The following is an 18,524-nucleotide window of genomic DNA, read 5'->3' as shown; positions in this document are numbered from 1 at the left end:
GGGATCCGCTAGAACAGGAAGTAGCGCTGGGCCATGGGCAGGGACTCGGCGGGGGCCGGCTCGATCAGCTCGCCGTCGACGCGGACGGCGAAGGTGTCGGGATCCACGTCGATCCGGGGCAGCGCGTCGTTGAGCGGCATGCTCTCCTTGCCGCGGCGGCGGACGTCGGCCACGGGCAGCAGGCGGCGCCGTACGGCCAGGCGGTCGGCCAGGCCGTCCTCGACGGCCAGGGGTGCGACGAAGTGCACCGAGGTGGCGGCGGCGGTGACCGGGGCGGCGCCGAACATCGGGCGGGGCATGACCGGCTGGGGGGTCGGGATGGAGGCGTTGGCGTCGCCCATCTGGGCGTGGGCGATCACCCCTCCCTTGATCACCAGGTCCGGCTTGACCCCGAAGAAGGCCGGGGACCACAGGACGAGGTCGGCCAGCTTGCCGGGCTCGACCGAGCCGACCTCGGCCTCCAGGCCGTGGGCCGTCGCCGGGCAGATCGTGTACTTGGCGACGTAGCGCCGCGCGCGGAGGTTGTCGGTCCCGCCGTCGCCGGGCAGCGCGCCCCGGCGGCGCTTCATCACGTGGGCGGTCTGCCAGGTGCGGATGATCGTCTCGCCGATCCGGCCCATCGCCTGCGAGTCCGAGCCGATCATGGAGATCGCGCCCATGTCGTGCAGCACGTCCTCGGCGGCCATGGTCGAGGGCCGGATCCGGGACTCGGCGAAGGCCAGGTCCTCGGGGATCGAGGGGTTGAGATGGTGGCAGACCATCAGCATGTCGAGGTGCTCGTCGAGGGTGTTGACGGTGTGCGGACGGGTCGGGTTGGTCGAGGAGGGCAGCACGTTGCCGTGGGCGGCCACCTTGATGATGTCCGGCGCGTGCCCGCCGCCCGCGCCCTCGGTGTGGTAGGCGTGGATCATCCGGTCGCCGATCGCCTTCAGCGTCGACTCCACGAACCCGGCCTCGTTGAGGGTGTCGGTGTGGATGGTCACCTGGGTGCCGGTGGCGTCGGCGACCGACAGGCAGGCGTCGATGGCGGCCGGCGTCGTCCCCCAGTCCTCGTGCAGCTTGAAGCCCGAGGCCCCGGCCCGCAGTTGCTCCATCAGCCCCTCGGCGCCGACCGTGTTGCCCTTGCCGAGCAGCGCGACGTTGACCGGGTAGGCGTCGAGGGACTCCAGCATGCGGGCGAGATACCAGGTGCCGGTGACCGTGGTGGCCTTGGTGCCCTCGGCCGGGCCGGTGCCGCCGCCGACGATCGTGGTCACCCCGGCGGCCAGCGCCTCGTCGAGGATCTGCGGGCAGATCAGGTGGACGTGGGAGTCGATCGCGCCCGCGGTCAGGATCCTCCCGTTGCCCGCGACGATCTCGGTGGACGGGCCGATCACCAGGTCGGGGTGGACGCCGTCCATGGTGTCGGGGTTGCCGGCCTTGCCGATCGCGGTGATCCTGCCGCTCCTGACCCCGACGTCGGCCTTGACCACGCCCCAGTGGTCCAGGATCACCGCCCCGGTGATCACCAGGTCCGGGGCGCCCTCGGCCCGGGTGGTCCTGGCCTGGCCCATCGACTCGCGGATGACCTTGCCGCCGCCGAACACCGCCTCGTCGCCCGCGCCGGCCGGGCCCATCGACAGGTCCTCGGTCACGGTGACGAACAGGTCGGTGTCGGCGAGCCTGACCCGGTCGCCGGTGGTGGGGCCGTACAGGGCGGCGTAACGCGAGCGTTCAACGAACATCGGGGCTCCCGTCGGCAGGTGCGGTGTCGGCGGGCGCGGTGCCGGGAGACGCCGCGTCGGCGGGCGCGGCGTCGAGGGGGCCCGCCCACTCGGGACGCAGCCCCGGGACGATCCGGCGCCCGGCGATCGGGACGAGCGTCACGTCGCGTTCGACGCCCGGCTCGAAGCGCACCGCCGTACCGGCCGGAACGTCGAGCCGCATGCCCCAGGCGGCCTCGCGGTCGAAGCTCAGGCCGGGGTTGGCGGCGGCGAAGTGATAGTGCGAGCCGACCTGGACCGGCCGGTCGGCGGTGTTGACGACCCGGACGGTGACGCGCTCCCGGCCGGGGTTGAGCGGGATCGGGCCCCCGCCGTGGCGGATCTCACCGGGGATCACGGGATCGGCCAGTGGACGGTGACGAGCTTGGTCCCGTCCGGGAAGGTGGCCTCGACCTGCACCGACTCCAGCATCTCGGGCACGCCGTCCATGACGTCCTCCCGGGAGAGCACCGTACGGCCGGCGTCCATCAGCTCGGCGACGGTACGGCCGTCCCTGGCGCCCTCCATCAGGAAGGAGGCGATGATCGCGGTGGCCTCGGGGTGGTTGAGCCGGAGGCCCCGGGACCTGCGGTCGCGGGCGACACCGGCGGCGACGTGGATGAGCAGGCGTTCCTGCTCGTGTGGTGTGAGCCGCATTCCCGGACCATAGGAACCGGCCGTTTCGGCGGCATTGCATGCCCGTGTCGGGTGGGTTTCCGGATCGGCGCCGCGGGCGGGCCGGGCGGCCGGGGATCGGCATGCCGTCCGCCGTTTGATCACTTCTTGGTGACGTTGCCCCCGGGGAGTGCGTCATCGCGGGCCGCTGCCGTAGCCTGCCCCGAGAATCCGTGGAAAGAAGGGACCCGGACCCGGGGGGCGTCGTGGACAGCGTGGAGTCGGGACGGGAGAGCGGCGCGGAGCCGGGACGCGACAGGAACCCCGGAGCGGGGGTCCGCAAGCTGCTGTCGATGCGTTCCAGGACCGGCAGGCCGGAGGAGGAGCGGGAGCCGCAGGTCGTCGCGCCGCCGGACGATCCGCCGGTCGCGCCGGTCGTCGTCCGGCCCGCGGGCGGCTCCGGCGGTCGCGGGCTGCGGCTCGCCGGGTGGCTGGCCGCGGTCGTGGCGGCGGCGATCGTCGCGGTCTGGGCCGTGGGGCGGACGGGATCGCCCACGGAGGCCGAGCTGATGGAGCAGGCCGGGCTGAACGGCAAGCAGAGGCTCCTGATCGGCGTGAAGGAGGACACCCCCGGCATCGCGATGCGCCTGCCGGACGGCACCTACGAGGGGTTCGACATCCAGATCGCCCTCATGATCGCCGCGGACCTCGGCTTCCGCGCGAGCGAGGTCGAGTTCCTGTCCATCGAGACCGAGGACCGGGCCCGGATGACCGCCAGGAACGCGGCCGGCCAGCACGTCAAGGTCGATCTCGTGGTGGCCACCTTCAGCGTGACGCCCGCCCGGCGCAGCAACACCGCGATCGGCTTCTCCACGCCCTACCTGGAGACCCAGCAGTCGGTCATCACGCGCACCGGCCATCCCGACATCACCTCGCTTTCGCAGCTGCGGGGCAAGAAGGTCTGCACCCTGGCCACCTCCACCTCCGAGACCGAGGTGGACAAGGTCGGGGCCGACGTCACGCGGAAGAACCGGATCAGCGAGTGCGTGGCGGGCCTCAAGGACAAGGAGTACGAGGCCGTCACGACCGACACCGCGCTCCTGGCCGGGTTCGTCCGCGACGAGCCGGACCTGCTGGAGCACCACGACATCGGCCTGGAGGCGTCCGAGCAGTGGGCGGTGAACGTCGGCGGCAACGAGGCGCTGCGCACCCTCGTCAACCTCTCGCTGCACCGTTCGTTCACCGACCCGCAGGACATGCGCTGGGAGGACGCCTACGAGCGGTTCATCGCGCCCATGCAGAAGTACAGCCCCAAGGAGCAGGTCGCGGGCCGGACGCAGCCTCCCGCCCCGGAGCCCGAGGTACGGCGCTGGCCGTGGGAGCGGGGGATTCCTCAGCGGAACGCCGGATGAGCGGGGACGTGGGGCCCGGGGGACCGCCGGTGGAGGACCGGATGCCGGTGGGGGACCGGGTGAGCGGGCACGGGGAAGCGGGACCGGAGGGACCGCCCGGGGACGGCCGCGGCCCGTACCGGGGCGCGGCCACCGGTGGGCTTCCGCCGGACGGCCGGGTGGACGGGTTCCGCAGGCGGGCCGCGCAGCGCGGCGGCAACCAGCAGTGGATGTTCGCGATACTGCCGGCGTTCCCCCTGGTGCTGCTGGTGGTACGGCTGTGGTACGCCAGCAGGCAGGACACCCAGACGCTGCTCCTGCTGGTCCAGCACGTCAGCGCCCTGGGCCTGCTGACCGCGGTGCTGCTGACCACCCTGTGGGTGCTGCCCGCCCTCGTGCTGACCGCCCGCGCGCTCGGCACCCTCTACCGGGTCAGCACCGGCAGGTCCTCCTGGCTGTCGGCGGCGGCCGACCGCATCCCCGACTGGGTCGTGGTGCCCTCCGTGGTCGTCGGTCTGCTGAGCTGGCAGCTGCGGTTCCTGCCCACGCTCGCCGCGCTCTCGCTGGCGGTTCTCGGCCTGAGCGTCCACGACCGCGTGCCCGGACGGCGCGACCTGGTCGTCGCCTGCACGCTGGTGCTGCCCCTGCTCGTGGGGGCGGGCCTTTATGCGTGGCTCGCCCCGGCCATCGGCCAGGCCTTCGCCGAGGGGGACGTGGTCACCACGGTGCTGCTGGCCCTGCCGCCGGGCCTGGCCGTCCTGCTGACCGGTCCGGTCCCGGCCCGGGCCGCGGCGGCGCTGACGACCTCGGTGGCCGTCGCCGTACTCGCGCTGGCGCCGGTGTTCACCGCGGCGGTCGTGGTCGAGGCGCCGATCCTCCCCCTGGTCGGGCTGGAGATCTCCGGGGAGGGCGCCGACGAGGAGATCGCGGGCAAGGTGCTGCTCGGCCACGTCATCGCCACCGACGACCGCGTCTCCACCTTCCTCGACCGCGACGGCACCGTGCGCTTCATCGCCAACGGCGCGGTGGCCTCGCAGTTCCTCTGCCCCGACCTCGGCCAGATCCCGAGCAGCCGCATCGCCCTGCGCCGGTGGTACGTCGAGCACAGCATGCTGTCCTGGTTCGCCCCCGACCCGCTGGAGAAGCCGAGCGATCCCCGTTGCCCGGGCCGCCCGGCCGGCGCGGTGACCTCCTCCGGCCCTTCCTGAGCCCGGCTCCCCCGCCGCTGCCGCTATTGGTGGTAGTCCTCGACCTCGTCGATCGGGCGGGGCGAGGCCGCGGCGGGGTCCTCGCCGAACTCCCGGCGCGCCCGGCGCTGTCTGAGCAGGTCCCAGGCCTGGTCGAGGGCCTCCTCGATGTTCCTGATCCGGTGGTTCTCCTCGTGGGAGGAGATCGAGCCCGCCGCCAGCGACGTGCGCAGGTCGTGCTCCTCGGTGATGAGCCGGCTGATATGAGTGAGGATGTCGCCGTCTTTCATGTCGAGCCCCCTCTGCTCTCTCTTCCGGACTGTATCCGACGGCGGGAAGAGCACGTTGTAGGGGTGGTTATGGGCTCTTGCCCGTCTTGCCGTGTTTCTTGCGAATAACTGGCACTTTTCAGGGCAGAGAGAAAGGTAGCGGAAAGTGTTCGTCTGATAACGAAGAGTGGTTGTCATGGGAAGTCCGCACGAGCTGGTGCACGTCGCCACCCGCGCCAACGGCGCCGAAGAGTGGGCGTGCAGCAGTTGCGCCCGCCGCATCCTGCTGCGCTGGCCGCCGAGCTTCGAGCGGCTGGTGCTGGTCGCGGGCGACGAGAGCGTCCAGCACTTCGGAACCAAGGGGCCGATCACCGTGCTGGGCGCGGAGGTCTCCCTGAACCTCGACCAGGACGACCACGACTGGCTCAACGACAACGGCATCGCCTGGTCGGCCTGAACGGCACCGCCCGGTCCGCCCGGCGCGGGCGGCTCGATTCGGGGACGGGGCAGGGGACGGGGCAGGGGCGGGGCGGGGACGCGCGGGCGTGCTCGCCGGGGGCCGGTCGTACGTGCTCGCAGGACGGGGCGGGAATGCGCCGGGGGCGTTTCGCCGTTTCGCCATATGAGACCACAGCCCGGCGATGTGCAACCGTCTGATAACGTTCAACGCATGCTGCGCGGGCTTCTTCTTAGCTGCCGCGACGAGGGCCTGTAGAAGGCCGGCTCCCTCGTCGCGGAGCGAGCCATGTGCGTCGGCCGTGATCCTTTTCCAGCCGAGGAGCCCTTCCCATGTATCCGCAGCAGCCCAGCCCCATGCCGTTCCAGCGCTATGAGGCCTTCACTCCCGTCAAGCTGACCGACCGGACCTGGCCCGACAAGGTCATCGACAAGGCGCCGCGATGGTGCGCGGTGGACCTGCGCGACGGCAACCAGGCCCTGATCGATCCGATGGACTCCTCCCGCAAGCTCAAGATGTTCGAGTTGCTGGTACGGATGGGTTACAAGGAGATCGAGGTCGGTTTCCCGGCCGCCTCGCAGACCGACTTCGACTTCGTCCGCCAGATCATCGAAGAGGGCCGCATCCCCGAGGACGTGGTGATCCAGGTTCTGACCCAGTCTCGTCCAGAGCTGATCGAGCGGACCTTCGAGGCGATCCGGGGCGCCAAGAGCGCGATCGTCCACCTGTACAACTCGACCTCCACCCTCCAGCGCCGCGTCGTCTTCGGCCAGGACCGCGATGGCATCACCGCCATCGCCGTCGAGGGCGCCAAGCTCTGCAAGAAACTGGGTGATGCCTCCGACGTCGACGTCTACTTCCAGTACTCCCCGGAGTCCTTCACCGGCACCGAGCTGGAGTACGCCGTGGAGGTCTGCGACGCGGTCAACGAGGTGTGGCAGCCGACCCCCGAGCGCAAGGTCATCATCAACCTGCCCGCCACGGTGGAGATGTCCACGCCGAACATCTACGCCGACCAGATCGAGTGGATGCACCGCAACCTCGCCCACCGCGACTCGATCATCCTGTCCCTGCACCCGCACAACGACCGGGGCACCGCCGTGGCCGCCGCCGAGCTGGGCTACATGGCGGGGGCCGACCGCATCGAGGGCTGCCTGTTCGGCAACGGCGAGCGCACCGGCAACGTCTGCCTGGTCACCCTGGGCATGAACCTGTTCTCCCAGGGGATCGACCCCGAGGTCGACATCTCCGACATCGATGAGATCCGCCGCATCGTCGAGTACTGCAACCAGCTGCCCGTGCACCCGCGCCACCCCTGGGGCGGCGAGCTGGTCTACACCGCCTTCTCCGGCTCCCACCAGGACGCCATCAAGAAGGGCTTCGAGCACCTGGAGCGCGACGCCGCCGCGGAGGGCACGCCGGTCGACGACTTCCGCTGGGCGGTGCCGTACCTGCCGATCGACCCCAAGGACATCGGCCGCACCTACGAGGCCGTGATCCGGGTCAACAGCCAGTCGGGCAAGGGCGGGGTCGCCTACATCATGAAGGCCGACCACCACCTCGACCTGCCGCGCCGCCTGCAGATCGAGTTCTCCCGGGTCGTGCAGGCCCGCACCGACACCGAGGGCGGTGAGATCACCCCGGCCGCGATGTGGGAGGCCTTCACCGACGAATACCTGCCCAACCCCGCCAGCCCGTGGGGCCGCCTGGGCCTGCTGGCCCACCGCAACGTCTCCGGGGCCGACGACAAGGACGTCATCAGCGCCGACATCCGCGTCGACGGGGAGATCCGCGAGGTCGAGGGCGTCGGCAACGGTCCCATCTCCGCTTTCTGCGACGCGCTGTCCCGCATCGGCATCGAGGTACGCGTGCTCGACTACGCCGAGCACGCGATGAGCTCCGGCAGCGACGCCAAGGCCGCCTCCTACGTCGAGTGCGACGTCGCGGGCACGACCCTGTGGGGCGTCGGCATCGACGCCAACACCACCACCGCCTCCCTGAAGGCCATCGTCTCGGCCGTCAACCGCGCCTCGCGCTGAAGGCGAGGCCGTACGACCGCCTCGCGTCGAGAACGCAGGCCCCCGTCCTCGCGCCGAGAACGTATGACCGTCTCGCGCCGAGGCCGTACGTCCCCGTCGGCCGCGCCCCGCGCTGACGCCGCATGACCCCGCCGGCCCGGCACGACCTGCCGGGCCGGAGCTCGACGAGCGCCCACAAGGCCCCGCGCCCCCACCCGGCCGCGCCCACCGCGAACCCACGCGGGAGCGCGGCCGAGTCGTCTCCGGGGTACGAGCGTGGTCCCCGGAAGCAGTCCCCGGGAAGCGTTTTCCCCGGTCGTGGACGCTCGGGTTCGCCTTCCCGGGCGCCTCGCAGAAGCTGACCCAGGGCTGGCCGGCGTCCTGGAAGCAGAACGGCCGGGACGTCACCGCCCAGAACCTGGACTGGAACCGGGCGCTCGACGCCGGCGCCTCGATCTCCGTCGGCTTCATCATGAAGGCCGGCTCGTCCTCGCAGATCACCGAGTTCGACCGGTGGATGCTGCGTGACTGGTGGCGCCGCCTGAAGAGCCGCTACGGTCTCTGACCCCGCCGCACCCGCCCCGACGGCGGTACGGCGGGCCGGTCAGCCGGTCTCCCCGCCCGCGAAGGCGGGGTAGACCGGCAGCGGGGGCGTCTCCCGCCACCTCCCGGCGACCTCCCGCAGCAGCAGCCGCATCGTCTCGGCGAACGCCGGATACTCCTCGATCGTGCCCGCGGTCTCCCAGCGGTGGCGCAGCACCTGCCGTCTCGTCGGCGCCGGCCGCCGGGTCCGGTGCGTCGGCCCGTCCTGCGCGGTGCGCGGCAGCAGGTGCGCCGTCGTGAACACCGTCCAGATCGCGATCGCCCGTCGCATCCCGGCCTGCCACACCGCCTCCTCGGCCAGGTCCGGGTAGGCCGCGACGACCTCCGCGCGGAAGGCGTCCTCGACCTCTCGCGCCAGTCCGGCCGGGATCCGGAAGACGCACCAGCAGGTGGCGAACGGCATCCGGCAGTAGGCGGCCGTCAGGAAGACCGACTGGAAGCAGGCGACCTCGAAGTCGATCAGCCGCAGCCCCTCCGGGGTGAGCAGGTTGTTGTCGGCGCAGGTGTCACCCGGGGTGAACGCCGGGTACTCCTTCTCGACCACCGTCCTGATCTCCTCCAGTTCCCCGGCCAGCCCGGACGGCACCGCGACTCCGGTCTCGGTGAGCCGGGTGAACAGGGCGGTGGCGTTCTCCTCCATCCACGGCTCGTCCCCCGGGGCGCGCATGCCCCCGCCGTACCGGGCCCAGAGCCGGGCGAGGTCGGCGCGCCTGCGCACCGACCCGGCGGCCAGCCGCCCGAGCCCGCGCGCCCAGATGAGAAGACCCTCGGCGGCGGCCTCCGGATCCCGTTCGAGCAGCACGTCCGCCAGGGACGGAGCATCCCCCAGATCCGCCATCACCACCAGCGGCACGGTGGCGTCCACGCCCAGCAGCCCGGGACCGGCCAGCCCCAGGGAGAGCCCGGCCGCCTCGGAGGCGAAGCCCCGCAGTCCCCCGGGCTCACCGGAGAACGACTTGACGATCACACTGTCGCCGCCGGCCGTCCTGCAGCGCAGCACGGTGCTGCGCCGGCTGCCGCCCAGGTCGACGGGGTCGGACAGCTCGGTGCCCAGCAGGTCGCCCGCGGCGCGCATGATCGAATCCATCCCGGCATCCTGCCACCGCCGCCCCGGGGAATCCACCCGTCCGCCGGCCGGGTGCGGTCAGTGCGCCCGCCGCATGACGGCCAGGCACCGGACGACCGCTCTGCCCGCCGTCGCGGGCACGGTCAGCGCCTTCGCCAGGGCGGGCCGCAGGCGCCCGGTCCCTCCGACGGCCGCCGGGGAAGCAGCGGCCATCGGGGGAGAGGGCACGGTGCCCGCCGGCGGGGCGGCGGGCGGCGGGGAGACCGGGGCCGGGGGCGGGGGCGGGGAGTCGCCGGAGTCCGAGCCGCCCGAGCCCGAGGAGGGCGGGGGCCCGGGCGGCTCGGGCGCCTTGGCGAACTCCTCGTCCAGGATCTGGTGGAAGCGCCGCTCACGCCGGGTCGAGGTGCTGTCGAGACGGAGGTCGCGCACGTTGCCCCAGTAGCGGCGACCGGCCGGGCCGGAGAACAGCGTGAAGGCGATCGACCGCAGGTGCTGCTCGGTGATCGTCTCCAGCTCGTACTCCATCGCCCACTGCGACACGATCAGGTTCACGTACATGTGCTCGCGCGGGGTGTCGTGATCGTCGGAGTCGAAGAACGGCCCCCAGGCCCGGCGGTAGAGCGGGTCCTCCATGGCCATCTTCATCAGGTCGGTGTGGAGCATGCGCAGCGCCTGCTCCCGGTCGGACTTGGCCTCCCGGGCCTGCAGCACCAGGGACGCCGCGACGCCGAGGAGGGCGAGGACCGACAGCAGGGTGGAGGCGGCGCCGTACGTCTGGCCGATGAGGCTGAGCCGTTCCCAGTCACCCGCCTGGTCGCCCAGCAGGCTCAGCGCGAGCGGTGAGATCGCGACGAGACCGGACACCAGCCCGACCACGACCAGCAGGAGGATGGTGATCAGGGCCCTGCGGGCGAGACCGCGGGCCAGCAGCCGCTCGGACAGACGACGTGACGGCACGGGCGGCGCCCTCCGCTCAGGTGGACTTCGGGGGAGACAGGGGGGCGATCTCGCGCTCGAAGTAGCCCAGGAGGTCTTCGCCCTGGTCGTACAGCTGCGCCAGCTCGGCCCGGCAGTCGGAAAGCAGCACGGGGTCGTCGATGCGGCGGGCCCCGCTGAGGGTGCCCGTCGCGTCGTAGAGGACCTCGTACATGGTGAGGGAGCCGAGCAGGACCACCTCCGGCAGCTCCACCACGGTCTCCAGGTGGGCGACGGCCTTGGCGGGGAGGGTCCGGATCCGCTCGCCCTCCTCGGCGCGGATCCGCAGGATCTGCATCTCCCACTGCAGGTACGGCGTGACCGGCTGCTCCACGATGCGCAGCCTGCGCAGCTCGGGGCCGGAGCCCGGGGCGATGCCGGCGCGCATCTCCTCGACCAGCACGAGCGATCGATCCCAGTCGCCCTCGACCATGGCGGTCCAGCTCGGGACGTCGGGTTCGCGGAAGTGCTGGGCCCGCTCCAGCTTCCAGAACGGCTCGTCGCCGATCCGCTGGAAGCGGGGCCAGAAGTCGTCGAGGTAGGCCGCCGCGTCCAGCGACAGGCCCGGCGCCGTGCGCACTCGCTCAAGCACGGGGGATGTCCCGTTTCGCGGCGATGAGCGTGGTCCGCGGGATGACGACGATGCGCTCGTCGGAGGAGACGGACACGTCGGCGGGCAGGCGGCCGTCGTAGGCCGAGGTGAGGTCGCGTCCCACGACGGCGAAGTCGCCGTTGTCGAGCTCCCATATGTCGGGACAGGACGGACTGCTGTTGGTGGTGCCCAGCTCGATCGCTGACTTTCCGAGACGGCGTCTGAATTCGGCCGATGGGTTGGCTTCCCACGGTCGGGACACGGCGACCTCCATAGCAGGGATCCTGCTTGAAGTGTGGCACCCGTCCTGGCCTGCGACAACGACTTCTCTAGTTACGTTCCGCTTACTGTCTCCTACTTTGCGTGTATCTCTGGCGATCGTTTGGAGTCACCCGCTTCTCAGGCCGAGCAGCACGCCGTGGCCGCGCATGGTGTGGTCGAAGGCCGTGGCGGGGTCGAGGATCACCTGGTTGAACTGGCCGAACAGCTCGAAGCTCACCCAGCCGAACAGGCCGGTCCAGGCCGCCAGGGCGCGGGCGACCAGGTCGTCGGGCAGGCCCGGCATGACCTCGCGCACGCGCAGGGCGTCCTGGGAGAAGGACGCCGGCGGGGGCGGCAGGACGTCCGGCGGCGTCAGGGCTCCGGCCCCGTGGGCGTCGGACAGGATCCGGCCGTAGACGACGGTGTCGCGCACGGCCGGGGCGATGGTGTCCTCGGGCGCCTTGTAGCCGGGCACGGGCGAGCCGTACAGCAGGGCGTACTCGTGGGGGTGGGCCAGCGCCCAGTCGCGCACGGCGTGGCAGACCGCCATCCAGCGCCCGGCGTGGTCCCCGCGCGGGCGGGCGGCGTCGGCGTTCTCCACCGCCTCGCCGACGGCGTTGTAGCCGTCGATGATCAGGGCCGTCAGCAGGTCGTCCCTGGACGGGAAGTAGCGGTAGATCGCCGAGGAGACCATGCCCATCTCCCGGGCGACCGCGCGCAGTGACAGGCCGGCCGCCCCCTCGACGGCCAGGTGCCTGCGGGCGATGTCGGTGATCTCGCGGGTCAGCTCGGCCCGGACCCGTTCACGTGCTGTACGGCCTGCGCTCATGGGGTCACCGTACCAGAGCGGTGAGAAAAAACGAGAGCACTGCTCTTGACGACTGCTGCTCCTTTGAGAGAGCATCGCTCTCAGAACGGAACGGCAATCTTCGTTCGGGAAACCAGTGACGAGAGGAACAACGATCATGGGCAAGCACGTCGTCGCCGGAGCGGGACAGGTCGGCTCCCACGTCGCCACGATGCTGGCGGAGCAGGGGCACGAGGTCGTCCTGATCAGCCGGTCCGGGTCGGGCCCCGACCTGCCGGGGGTGCGCAAGGCCGCCGCCGACGTCGCCGACCGGGAGCGGATGGCCGACCTGGTCCGGGGGGCCGAGACCCTCTACAACTGCGTCAACCCGCCCTACCACCGCTGGGCGCGGGACTGGCCGCCGATGGCCGGCTCGATGCTGGCGGCCGCAGAGGGGGCCGGGGCCGGCTACGTCATCCTCGGCAACCTCTACGTCTACGCCGCGCCCGAGCGGCCGATGCGGGAGGACGACCCGCTGACCCCGCCCTCGGCCAAGGGGGCCATCCGGGTCCGCATGTGGCGCGAGGCCCTGGCCGCGCACGAGGCGGGACGGGTCCGGGTGACCGAGGTGCGCGGGTCGGACTACTTCGGCCCCGGCTGCCGGGACCAGTCGCACATGGGGGACAGGCTCGTCCCGCGCCTGCTCGCGGGCAGGACGATCCGCTACATCGGCGACCCGGACCTGCCGCACAGCTGGACCTACGTGCCCGACGTGGCCCGGGCCCTGGTGGCCGCCGGGACCGGCGACCGGGCCTGGGGCCGCGCCTGGCACGTCCCGACGGGGCCGGCGATGAGCTACCGCGCCGTGGCGGAGCGGCTGTGCGAGCTGGCCGGGGTCCCCTGCCCGGGGGTCAGGTCCATGCCGCACTGGCTGCTGCGCACGGCCGGGACCTTCTCGCCGATGCTCGGCGAGCTGGAGGAGCTGCGCTACCAGTTCGTCCGGCCGTTCGTCCTCGACTCCACCGACTTCCGGGCCGCCTTCGGCATGGAGCCGACCCCGACGGACGAGGCGCTGGCCGAGACGATCGCGTGGTGGCGCGGGATCACGGCCCGGGCGGCGTGAGCCCGGCCGGGGCCGCGCCCCCGGCCGGCCGGACCGGGACGACGCCGGTCCGGCCGGCCGGGCGCGCAGGCCGTAGGGTCGCCGCATGAAGATTGCCATGATCGGTCTCGGGGACATCGCGGAGAAGGCCTACCTGCCGGTCCTCGCCACGCTGCCCGGCCTGGACCTCCACCTGTGCACCCGCGACCGCGCCACCCTCGACCGCCTCGGCGACGCCCACCGGGTCGCGGCCCGCTTCACCTCGGTGGACGAGGTCGTGAAGGCGGGGGTCGAGGCAGCCTTCGTGCACGCGGCGACGAGCGCGCACGCGGAGATCACCGAGACGCTGCTGGAGGCGGGCGTCCACGTCTATCTGGACAAGCCGATCGCCTACACCCTCGCCGAGTCCGAGCGCCTGGTACGGCTGGCGCGCGAGCGGGGGCGCTCCCTGCTGGTGGGGTTCAACCGGCGCAGGGCGCCGTCGTACGCGGCCCTGCTCGACCTGCCCCGCCATCTGGTCGTGATGCAGAAGAACCGCAGGGACCTGGCCGAGGACCCGCGGACCGCGATCTTCGACGACTTCGTCCACGTCGTGGACACCCTCAGGTTCCTGGTGCCCGGCGAGGTCGTCCACACCGGCATCCGGACCCGCGTCGGGGACGGCCTGCTGGAGCACGTGACGCTGGAGCTGTCCGGCGACGGCTTCACCGCCTTCGGCATCATGAACAGGGTCGGCGGCGCGGCCGAGGAGACCGTGGAGGTCATGGGCGCCGGCGTCAAGCGCCGGGTGGCCAACCTCGCCGAGGTGACCGACTACGCCGGATCCGAGACCCTGACCCGCCGCGGCGACTGGACCCCGGTCTCCCGCCAGCGCGGCATCGAGCAGGTCTGCCTGGAGTTCCTCGGCGCCGTCCGCGCGGGCGAGGTGATCGACGCAGGCGACGCCCTGGCCACCCACGCTCTCTGCGAGGAGATCGTCCGGTCCGCCGTGTAGCGTCCCGCCGGCCCCGCCGTACCGGAGTGGAGAGAGGGTCCGGTACGGCGGGGCGGCTCCGGGAGGGTCTCAGCGCTCGGACAGGTACCGGCGGCCGAGCTCGCGCAGCCGGCTGTGGGCCGACTCGTAGACGGCGGGACCGCCGAGACAGTCCTTGGGGAGCTTGGCGACCATCGTGTAGTTGGTGTCGCAGACGTTGCCGACGGGGGCCTGACCGGCCTGGCTGACGAGCTGGTAGGCGTCCAGGGTGTCCAGGCCGGTGAGCTCGGAGGTCCAGGTGACCAGGTCGTGCTGGCTGATCCGGTAGGCGTCCTCCAGCGGGCGGGCCGATCCGGTGGACATCAGGTGCCCGTCGTCCTCCAGGCGCGGCCAGGGGGTGCTCACCCCCTTGATCAGCTCGACGGCCACCACGGTGTTCATCGCGGCCTCGACCGCGGTGCCGCAGACCTCGCCGTGCCCCTGCCTGGCGTGCCCGTCACCGATCGCGAACAGGCCGCCCTCGACGTTCACCCCGAGGTACACGGTCACTCCCGCACGCAGCTCGGGGGTGTCCATGTTGCCGCCGTGGGCGTCCGGGGTGATCGTCATGCGGGCCTCGGAGGCGCCGGGGGCGACGCCGACGGTGCCGTGCATGGGGTCCAGCGGGAGCTCGACGGTGAAGTCGCTGCGCCGGGCGTGGTAGCGGACCACGCCCTTGTCCACGTCGACGTCGTAGAGCCACACGACCTCGTCCAGGGGCGGCTGCAGCATCGCCGTGGTGTGGGTGCCGGTCAGCGCGCCGAAGTGCGGGAAGGTGGTGGACACCGCCCAGTCCCTGGCCGGCTCGATGGCGACGAAGTGCAGCGCCAGGGTGTCGCCCGGCTCGGCCCCCTCGACGTGGAAGGGGCCGGTGACCGGGTTCAGGTAGGGGAACTCGCAGACCCGCGAGGGCAGGTCCTCCACCGAGCGCACCCGGCCGCCGAAGCAGTCCTCGGTGGACATCTCGATGATCGTGCCCGGCTGCACCCGGCCGACCGCGGGACGGCCGCCGAAGGTGTAGCTGAGCTCTGCGGGGGTGGGCTGGTAGGAGACGACGTTCATCGGGCGCCCTCCGCGGGGAGGGAGTCCTCGGACGCCGGCGGGACCTCGAATGTGTCGGGCACGTGATCCGTCCTTGCGGTTCGGGTGGATGCGGTCGTGGGGGAGAGCGTCACTTGGCGGGCACGTCCGGGGAGTCGTTCAGGCCCGCCAGGGTGGGGCGGCGGCCCGTGACGTAGGACAGGACGAGCAGCACGGCGCCGACGCCCAGCCAGATGAGGCCGAGGGCCTGGGCGGCGATGCTGGCGTTGATCACGACGTAGACCAGGATCGCGAAGCCGATCATCGGGGCGATCAGGTGCCGCCACCAGTCGCGGCTGCCCTGCCGGACCACGTAGTGCACGACGACCGAGACGTGCAGCGCCAGGAAGGCGGTCATCGCGCCGAAGTTGACCAGCCCGCTGATCAGGGTGATGCCGTCGTCGCGGGTGGTCAGGTAGAGGCCGACGGCCAGCGAGACCGCGGCCACCAGGAGGGTGGCGTTGACCGGCACCTTGTGGGTGGGGTGGACCTTGGCCAGGAAGCGGGGGAGCTGGCGGTCGCGGGCCATCGCGAACAGCAGGCGGGAGGTGGCCGCCTGGGCGACCAGGGAGTTGGCGAAGCCCCAGGCGATCGCCGTGGCGACGGCGGTGAGCACGCCGAGCCAGTGGCCCCCGGCGAACTCGGCCATGTCGTAGAAGGCGGTGCCCTCGGGGTCGCCCTCGGTCAGCAGCTCGGTCCGGTCCGGGGTGAGCAGCGCGCCCACCCAGGTCTGCGCGATGAACAGCACGCCGGCCAGGCCGAGCGCGGCGACCATCGACCTGCCGAGCTGCCGGCTGTCCTCCTGGTTCTCCTCGGCCAGCATCGAGATGCCGTCGAAGCCCAGGAAGGACAGGACGGCGATCGAGACCGCGCCGAAGACCAGCGGCCAGGAGAACGTCGAGGAGTCGAACAGCGGGGTGAGGGCGCCGGTCTGCGCCTTGCCCTGGGCCAGGGCGACCAGGCCGACGACGATGAAGATCGCCAGGACGATGAGCTCGCCGATCAGCATGATCTTCGAGATCCGGGCGGTCATCTGGATGCCGGCGTAGTTCACCGCCGTGTTCAGCAGCACGAATATGATCAGCCAGCCCCAGACCGGGACGGCGGGCACGAACGAGGTCATCGCGTAGCTCGCGATGAGATAGAGCAGGGCGGGCACCAGCACGTAGTCGAGCAGGATCACCCATCCGGACATGAAGCCCACCGGCGGCGAGATGCCCCGGCCGGCGTAGGTGTAGACCGATCCGGCCATCGGGAACGCGCGGGCCATCTGGGCGTAGGACAGCGCGGTGAAGGCCATCGCGACCATGCCGATGATGTAGGCGAGGGCGACCATGCCGCCGGAGCCCTGGAAGACGCTGCCGAAGATGCCGAACGGGGCGATCGGCACCATGAAGATCAGCCCGTAGACGAGCAGGTCGGTGAAGCTGAGCGACCTGCGGAGTTCCTGCTGGTAGCCGAATTGCTCCAGGGAAGGGTCGGTTGCCATGGAACGGCTCCTTGATGAGGGGGCAGCCGTACCCTAGAGCCAATCCTTGAAAAGGAAAAGTTTTCTACTGAAAACTTTTTGAGAGGATCTTGTTTCCCGTCCGGCGGAGCCGGGGCGCCCGGCGCAGGGTGCCTGCGAGGCGCTCAGCGCACGATGTCGAAGTCGAGCCCGTCGGCGCGGCCGAGGTGGGCCCGCCGCCGTACCCCGTGGCCCCGGAGCGTCAACCGGCCGCGCGCCGTGACGATCGAGGCGCCGTCGGCGACCGCGTCCATGGCGGGGACCGTGAGCGTCCCGGCCCGCGCGGTGAGCGCGGCGAGCATCAGCACCGCCTCGTAGCAGCCCTGCCCGTGCCCGTTGAGCAGCGGCGCGGTGGAGCCGAAGCGGCTGACGTAGCGCTCGCCGAGGCTCAGGCTGTCGTCGGTGACCATGCTCGCGAAGTAGCCCATCGCCCCGTACAGCTCGCCGGTCGCGTCGCCGCCGATGCCGAGCAGCCCGTGCTCCTCCAGCGCGCCGCACAGGCGCGGAGTCGACAACCCCTCGGCGGCGAAGGCCCGGTTGAAGGCGACGAGGTCGCTGCCGATCAGGCTCAGCAGCAGCGCGTCGGCCCGGCTGGCGACCAGCTCCTCCAGCAGGGGGGCGAAGTCCCGCACGCCGTACGGGACGAACCGCTCGCCGACCATCGTGACGCCCCGTCCGGCCAGATGCCGTCTGGCCGCCCCGTGCACCAGGCGCGGCCAGACGTAGTCGTTGCCGAGCAGGAACCAGCGGCGGGCGCGCCTGCTGTCGATCAGCCAGTCCAGGCCCGGCCCGAGCTGGCGGCCGGGCGTCTCGCCCAGGAAGTAGACGCCGGGTGCGTGGCCGCCCCCCTCGTACGGCGGGGCGTAGACGAACGGCACCCGTCCCGCCAGGGCCCGCACCACCGACACGCGCACGTCGCTGCCGTGCGTGCCGACCAGCGCGTCGACGGCCCCCGCCGACACCAGCGCGTCGACCTCGGCCGCGACCTCCCGGGCCGGGCGGCCGCCGTCGATCAGCACCAGCTCGACCTGCCTGCCGAGGATCCCGCCGGTGAGGTTGACCTCGTCGGCGGCCAGGACCGCGCAGTTGATCGCGCACGGCCCGACCAGCCCGAGGACCCCGGACAGCGGGATCACGAGCCCGACGCGCACCGCGGCGGCCCCGAGCAGCTGGGCTTCCAGGGGGGTGATGACCGATGTGATGGCTTCTGCCACGAAGCCGAGTATCCTCCCGGAAGGACGGGCTGCGACAGGTCCGTTGTCCAACCGGGATGCGAACGGGAGCTCCATGTGGTGACGACCGGACTGGGATCCTCGCTCGCCTACCTGCTCAGCCGGGCCGAACGCAGCGTCAACCGGGGCCTGGCCGCCGCGCTGGCGGCCGAGGACGTCACCGTCGAGCAGTGGCGCATCCTGCGCGCCCTCGCCGACGGCCGGGGCCACTCGATGGGCGAGCTGGCCGAGGCCGTGCTGATGCCGCACCCGACGCTGACCAAGGCGATCGACCGGCTCGTCGACCGCGCTCTCGTCTACCGGGGACACGATCCGGCCGACCGCCGCAGGGTCGCGGTCTTCCTCGCCGACCGCGGCGCCGAGCTGCTGGCCCGCGTGGAGGGCGCGGTGGCGGGGCACCACCGGGTGATCGAGGCCGCCTACGGCCTGGAGCGCACCGAGCAGCTCATGCGGGACCTGGAGGGGCTGGTCAGAGCGCTGGACGCGCCCGAGTCCCCGGTGGCCCCCCGCAGCCACGCCCGTTCCTGACGGTCCCCTCCCCGGGGCCGCCGTGTCCTCCTGACCGGCCCCGCTCCGCCGTCGCCGATGCCCGGCGCGGAAAAGACTCCCCGCCCGGAAAAGACCGCCT

General features: G+C 72.0%; 20 protein-coding genes. 8 read left to right on the top strand and 12 right to left on the bottom strand.

All coding sequences use genetic code 11. From position 1 onward, the window contains the following. Positions 1–8 precede the first annotated feature (8 nt). Genes Pta02_RS02725 through Pta02_RS02715 form a run of 3 tightly spaced genes read right to left on the bottom strand, consistent with a single transcriptional unit; the run spans position 9 to position 2,399 of the window. Positions 9–1,724 carry an urease subunit alpha gene (locus Pta02_RS02725; RefSeq protein ID WP_203873039.1) on the bottom strand — a complete coding sequence of 572 codons (1,716 nt, stop codon included), beginning with the start codon at positions 1,722–1,724 and terminating at the stop codon, positions 9–11. After that, positions 1,714–2,100: an urease subunit beta gene (locus Pta02_RS02720; protein WP_307837440.1), complete on the bottom strand. Its 387-nt coding sequence runs from the start codon at positions 2,098–2,100 to the stop codon at positions 1,714–1,716. Before Pta02_RS02720 ends, Pta02_RS02725 begins: the two co-directional genes overlap by 11 nt. After that, entirely contained in the window at positions 2,097–2,399 is a 303-nt protein-coding gene (locus tag Pta02_RS02715; RefSeq protein ID WP_203873038.1) for an urease subunit gamma, read from the bottom strand. Before Pta02_RS02715 ends, Pta02_RS02720 begins: the two co-directional genes overlap by 4 nt. 224 nt (positions 2,400–2,623) lie before the next feature. Between Pta02_RS02715 and Pta02_RS02710 the strand changes: the two genes are divergently transcribed. Together Pta02_RS02710 and Pta02_RS02705 are read left to right on the top strand one after the other, a co-directional pair. Further along, entirely contained in the window at positions 2,624–3,769 is a 1,146-nt protein-coding gene (locus Pta02_RS02710) for a transporter substrate-binding domain-containing protein (protein WP_203873037.1), read from the top strand. Continuing rightward, complete coding sequence (locus Pta02_RS02705) at positions 3,766–4,956, top strand: hypothetical protein (RefSeq protein ID WP_203873036.1); 1,191 nt, start codon at positions 3,766–3,768, stop codon at positions 4,954–4,956. The genes Pta02_RS02710 and Pta02_RS02705 overlap by 4 nt, the downstream gene beginning before the upstream one ends. Before the next feature lie 23 nt (positions 4,957–4,979). Here Pta02_RS02705 and Pta02_RS02700 read toward each other — a convergent pair whose 3' ends face one another. Beyond that, on the bottom strand, positions 4,980–5,225 hold the full coding sequence (locus Pta02_RS02700; RefSeq protein WP_203873035.1) for a DUF2630 family protein: 246 nt from the start codon (positions 5,223–5,225) through the stop codon (positions 4,980–4,982). A gap of 175 nt (positions 5,226–5,400) precedes the next feature. Between Pta02_RS02700 and Pta02_RS02695 the strand changes: the two genes are divergently transcribed. From Pta02_RS02695 to Pta02_RS41795, 3 genes are all read left to right on the top strand, one after another. After that, positions 5,401–5,661, top strand: coding sequence for a hypothetical protein (locus Pta02_RS02695; protein WP_203873034.1), 261 nt, complete (start codon positions 5,401–5,403; stop codon positions 5,659–5,661). A 332-nt stretch (positions 5,662–5,993) separates the two neighbouring features. Next, on the top strand, positions 5,994–7,700 hold the full coding sequence (leuA, locus tag Pta02_RS02690) for a 2-isopropylmalate synthase (protein WP_203873033.1): 1,707 nt from the start codon (positions 5,994–5,996) through the stop codon (positions 7,698–7,700). Positions 7,701–7,812: 112 nt separating this feature from the next. Further along, positions 7,813–8,244, top strand: coding sequence for a cellulose binding domain-containing protein (locus tag Pta02_RS41795; protein ID WP_203873316.1), 432 nt, complete (start codon positions 7,813–7,815; stop codon positions 8,242–8,244). A gap of 39 nt (positions 8,245–8,283) precedes the next feature. On the opposite strand, the gene Pta02_RS02680 is transcribed toward Pta02_RS41795, so the two are convergent. The 5 genes from Pta02_RS02680 to Pta02_RS02660 all read right to left on the bottom strand — a co-directional run bounded on the left by Pta02_RS02680 (position 8,284) and on the right by Pta02_RS02660 (position 12,005). Beyond that, on the bottom strand, positions 8,284–9,369 hold the full coding sequence (locus Pta02_RS02680) for a hypothetical protein (protein ID WP_203873032.1): 1,086 nt from the start codon (positions 9,367–9,369) through the stop codon (positions 8,284–8,286). A 57-nt stretch (positions 9,370–9,426) separates the two neighbouring features. Further along, complete coding sequence (locus Pta02_RS41790; RefSeq protein WP_203873031.1) at positions 9,427–10,305, bottom strand: DUF6082 family protein; 879 nt, start codon at positions 10,303–10,305, stop codon at positions 9,427–9,429. 16 nt (positions 10,306–10,321) lie between these two features. Then, positions 10,322–10,915 (bottom strand): DUF6879 family protein, encoded by a 594-nt coding sequence (locus tag Pta02_RS02670; protein ID WP_203873030.1) that lies wholly within the window; start codon positions 10,913–10,915, stop codon positions 10,322–10,324. Further along, on the bottom strand, positions 10,908–11,177 hold the full coding sequence (locus Pta02_RS02665; protein ID WP_203873029.1) for a hypothetical protein: 270 nt from the start codon (positions 11,175–11,177) through the stop codon (positions 10,908–10,910). The genes Pta02_RS02670 and Pta02_RS02665 overlap by 8 nt, the downstream gene beginning before the upstream one ends. Before the next feature lie 126 nt (positions 11,178–11,303). Further along, positions 11,304–12,005 (bottom strand): TetR/AcrR family transcriptional regulator, encoded by a 702-nt coding sequence (locus tag Pta02_RS02660; RefSeq protein WP_203873028.1) that lies wholly within the window; start codon positions 12,003–12,005, stop codon positions 11,304–11,306. 136 nt (positions 12,006–12,141) lie between these two features. On the opposite strand from Pta02_RS02660, the gene Pta02_RS02655 reads away from it, so the two are divergent. Next, a complete protein-coding gene (locus Pta02_RS02655; RefSeq protein ID WP_203873027.1) occupies positions 12,142–13,086 on the top strand; it encodes an NAD-dependent epimerase/dehydratase family protein in 945 nt (314 codons plus the stop codon). 85 nt (positions 13,087–13,171) lie between these two features. Next, on the top strand, positions 13,172–14,059 hold the full coding sequence (locus Pta02_RS02650; RefSeq protein WP_203873026.1) for a Gfo/Idh/MocA family protein: 888 nt from the start codon (positions 13,172–13,174) through the stop codon (positions 14,057–14,059). A 69-nt stretch (positions 14,060–14,128) separates the two neighbouring features. Here Pta02_RS02650 and Pta02_RS02645 read toward each other — a convergent pair whose 3' ends face one another. The 3 genes from Pta02_RS02645 to Pta02_RS02635 all read right to left on the bottom strand — a co-directional run bounded on the left by Pta02_RS02645 (position 14,129) and on the right by Pta02_RS02635 (position 17,878). Beyond that, a complete protein-coding gene (locus Pta02_RS02645; protein WP_203873025.1) occupies positions 14,129–15,139 on the bottom strand; it encodes an acetamidase/formamidase family protein in 1,011 nt (336 codons plus the stop codon). A 109-nt stretch (positions 15,140–15,248) separates the two neighbouring features. Next, positions 15,249–16,646 carry an APC family permease gene (locus Pta02_RS02640; RefSeq protein WP_203873024.1) on the bottom strand — a complete coding sequence of 466 codons (1,398 nt, stop codon included), beginning with the start codon at positions 16,644–16,646 and terminating at the stop codon, positions 15,249–15,251. Positions 16,647–16,789: 143 nt separating this feature from the next. Further along, positions 16,790–17,878 (bottom strand): substrate-binding domain-containing protein, encoded by a 1,089-nt coding sequence (locus Pta02_RS02635; RefSeq protein ID WP_203873023.1) that lies wholly within the window; start codon positions 17,876–17,878, stop codon positions 16,790–16,792. A 78-nt stretch (positions 17,879–17,956) separates the two neighbouring features. Here Pta02_RS02635 and Pta02_RS02630 point away from each other — a divergent pair, with 78 nt between their 5' ends. Continuing rightward, on the top strand, positions 17,957–18,424 hold the full coding sequence (locus Pta02_RS02630) for a MarR family winged helix-turn-helix transcriptional regulator (protein ID WP_239129372.1): 468 nt from the start codon (positions 17,957–17,959) through the stop codon (positions 18,422–18,424). Positions 18,425–18,524 lie beyond the last annotated feature (100 nt).

The sequence above is a fragment of the Paraplanobispora takensis genome, from assembly GCF_016863195.1.
In the GTDB taxonomy this organism is placed as follows: domain Bacteria; phylum Actinomycetota; class Actinomycetes; order Streptosporangiales; family Streptosporangiaceae; genus Planobispora; species Planobispora takensis.
The sequence above is the reverse complement of the archived record's forward strand: the minus strand, read 5'-3'. Positions and strand labels throughout refer to the sequence as shown.

Excerpts from the sequence above, each read along its gene's own strand:
- Pta02_RS02725 (WP_203873039.1), bottom strand. The coding sequence starts at position 1,724 with ATGTTCGTTGAACGCTCGCGTTACGCCGCCCTGTACGGCCCCACCACC.
- Pta02_RS02715 (WP_203873038.1), bottom strand. The coding sequence starts at position 2,399 with ATGCGGCTCACACCACACGAGCAGGAACGCCTGCTCATCCACGTCGCC.
- Pta02_RS02705 (WP_203873036.1), top strand. The coding sequence starts at position 3,766 with ATGAGCGGGGACGTGGGGCCCGGGGGACCGCCGGTGGAGGACCGGATG.
- Pta02_RS02700 (WP_203873035.1), bottom strand. The coding sequence starts at position 5,225 with ATGAAAGACGGCGACATCCTCACTCATATCAGCCGGCTCATCACCGAG.
- Pta02_RS02695 (WP_203873034.1), top strand. The coding sequence starts at position 5,401 with ATGGGAAGTCCGCACGAGCTGGTGCACGTCGCCACCCGCGCCAACGGC.
- leuA (WP_203873033.1), top strand. The coding sequence starts at position 5,994 with ATGTATCCGCAGCAGCCCAGCCCCATGCCGTTCCAGCGCTATGAGGCC.
- Pta02_RS02680 (WP_203873032.1), bottom strand. The coding sequence starts at position 9,369 with ATGGATTCGATCATGCGCGCCGCGGGCGACCTGCTGGGCACCGAGCTG.
- Pta02_RS02660 (WP_203873028.1), bottom strand. The coding sequence starts at position 12,005 with ATGAGCGCAGGCCGTACAGCACGTGAACGGGTCCGGGCCGAGCTGACC.
- Pta02_RS02655 (WP_203873027.1), top strand. The coding sequence starts at position 12,142 with ATGGGCAAGCACGTCGTCGCCGGAGCGGGACAGGTCGGCTCCCACGTC.
- Pta02_RS02650 (WP_203873026.1), top strand. The coding sequence starts at position 13,172 with ATGAAGATTGCCATGATCGGTCTCGGGGACATCGCGGAGAAGGCCTAC.
- Pta02_RS02645 (WP_203873025.1), bottom strand. The coding sequence starts at position 15,139 with ATGAACGTCGTCTCCTACCAGCCCACCCCCGCAGAGCTCAGCTACACC.
- Pta02_RS02640 (WP_203873024.1), bottom strand. The coding sequence starts at position 16,646 with ATGGCAACCGACCCTTCCCTGGAGCAATTCGGCTACCAGCAGGAACTC.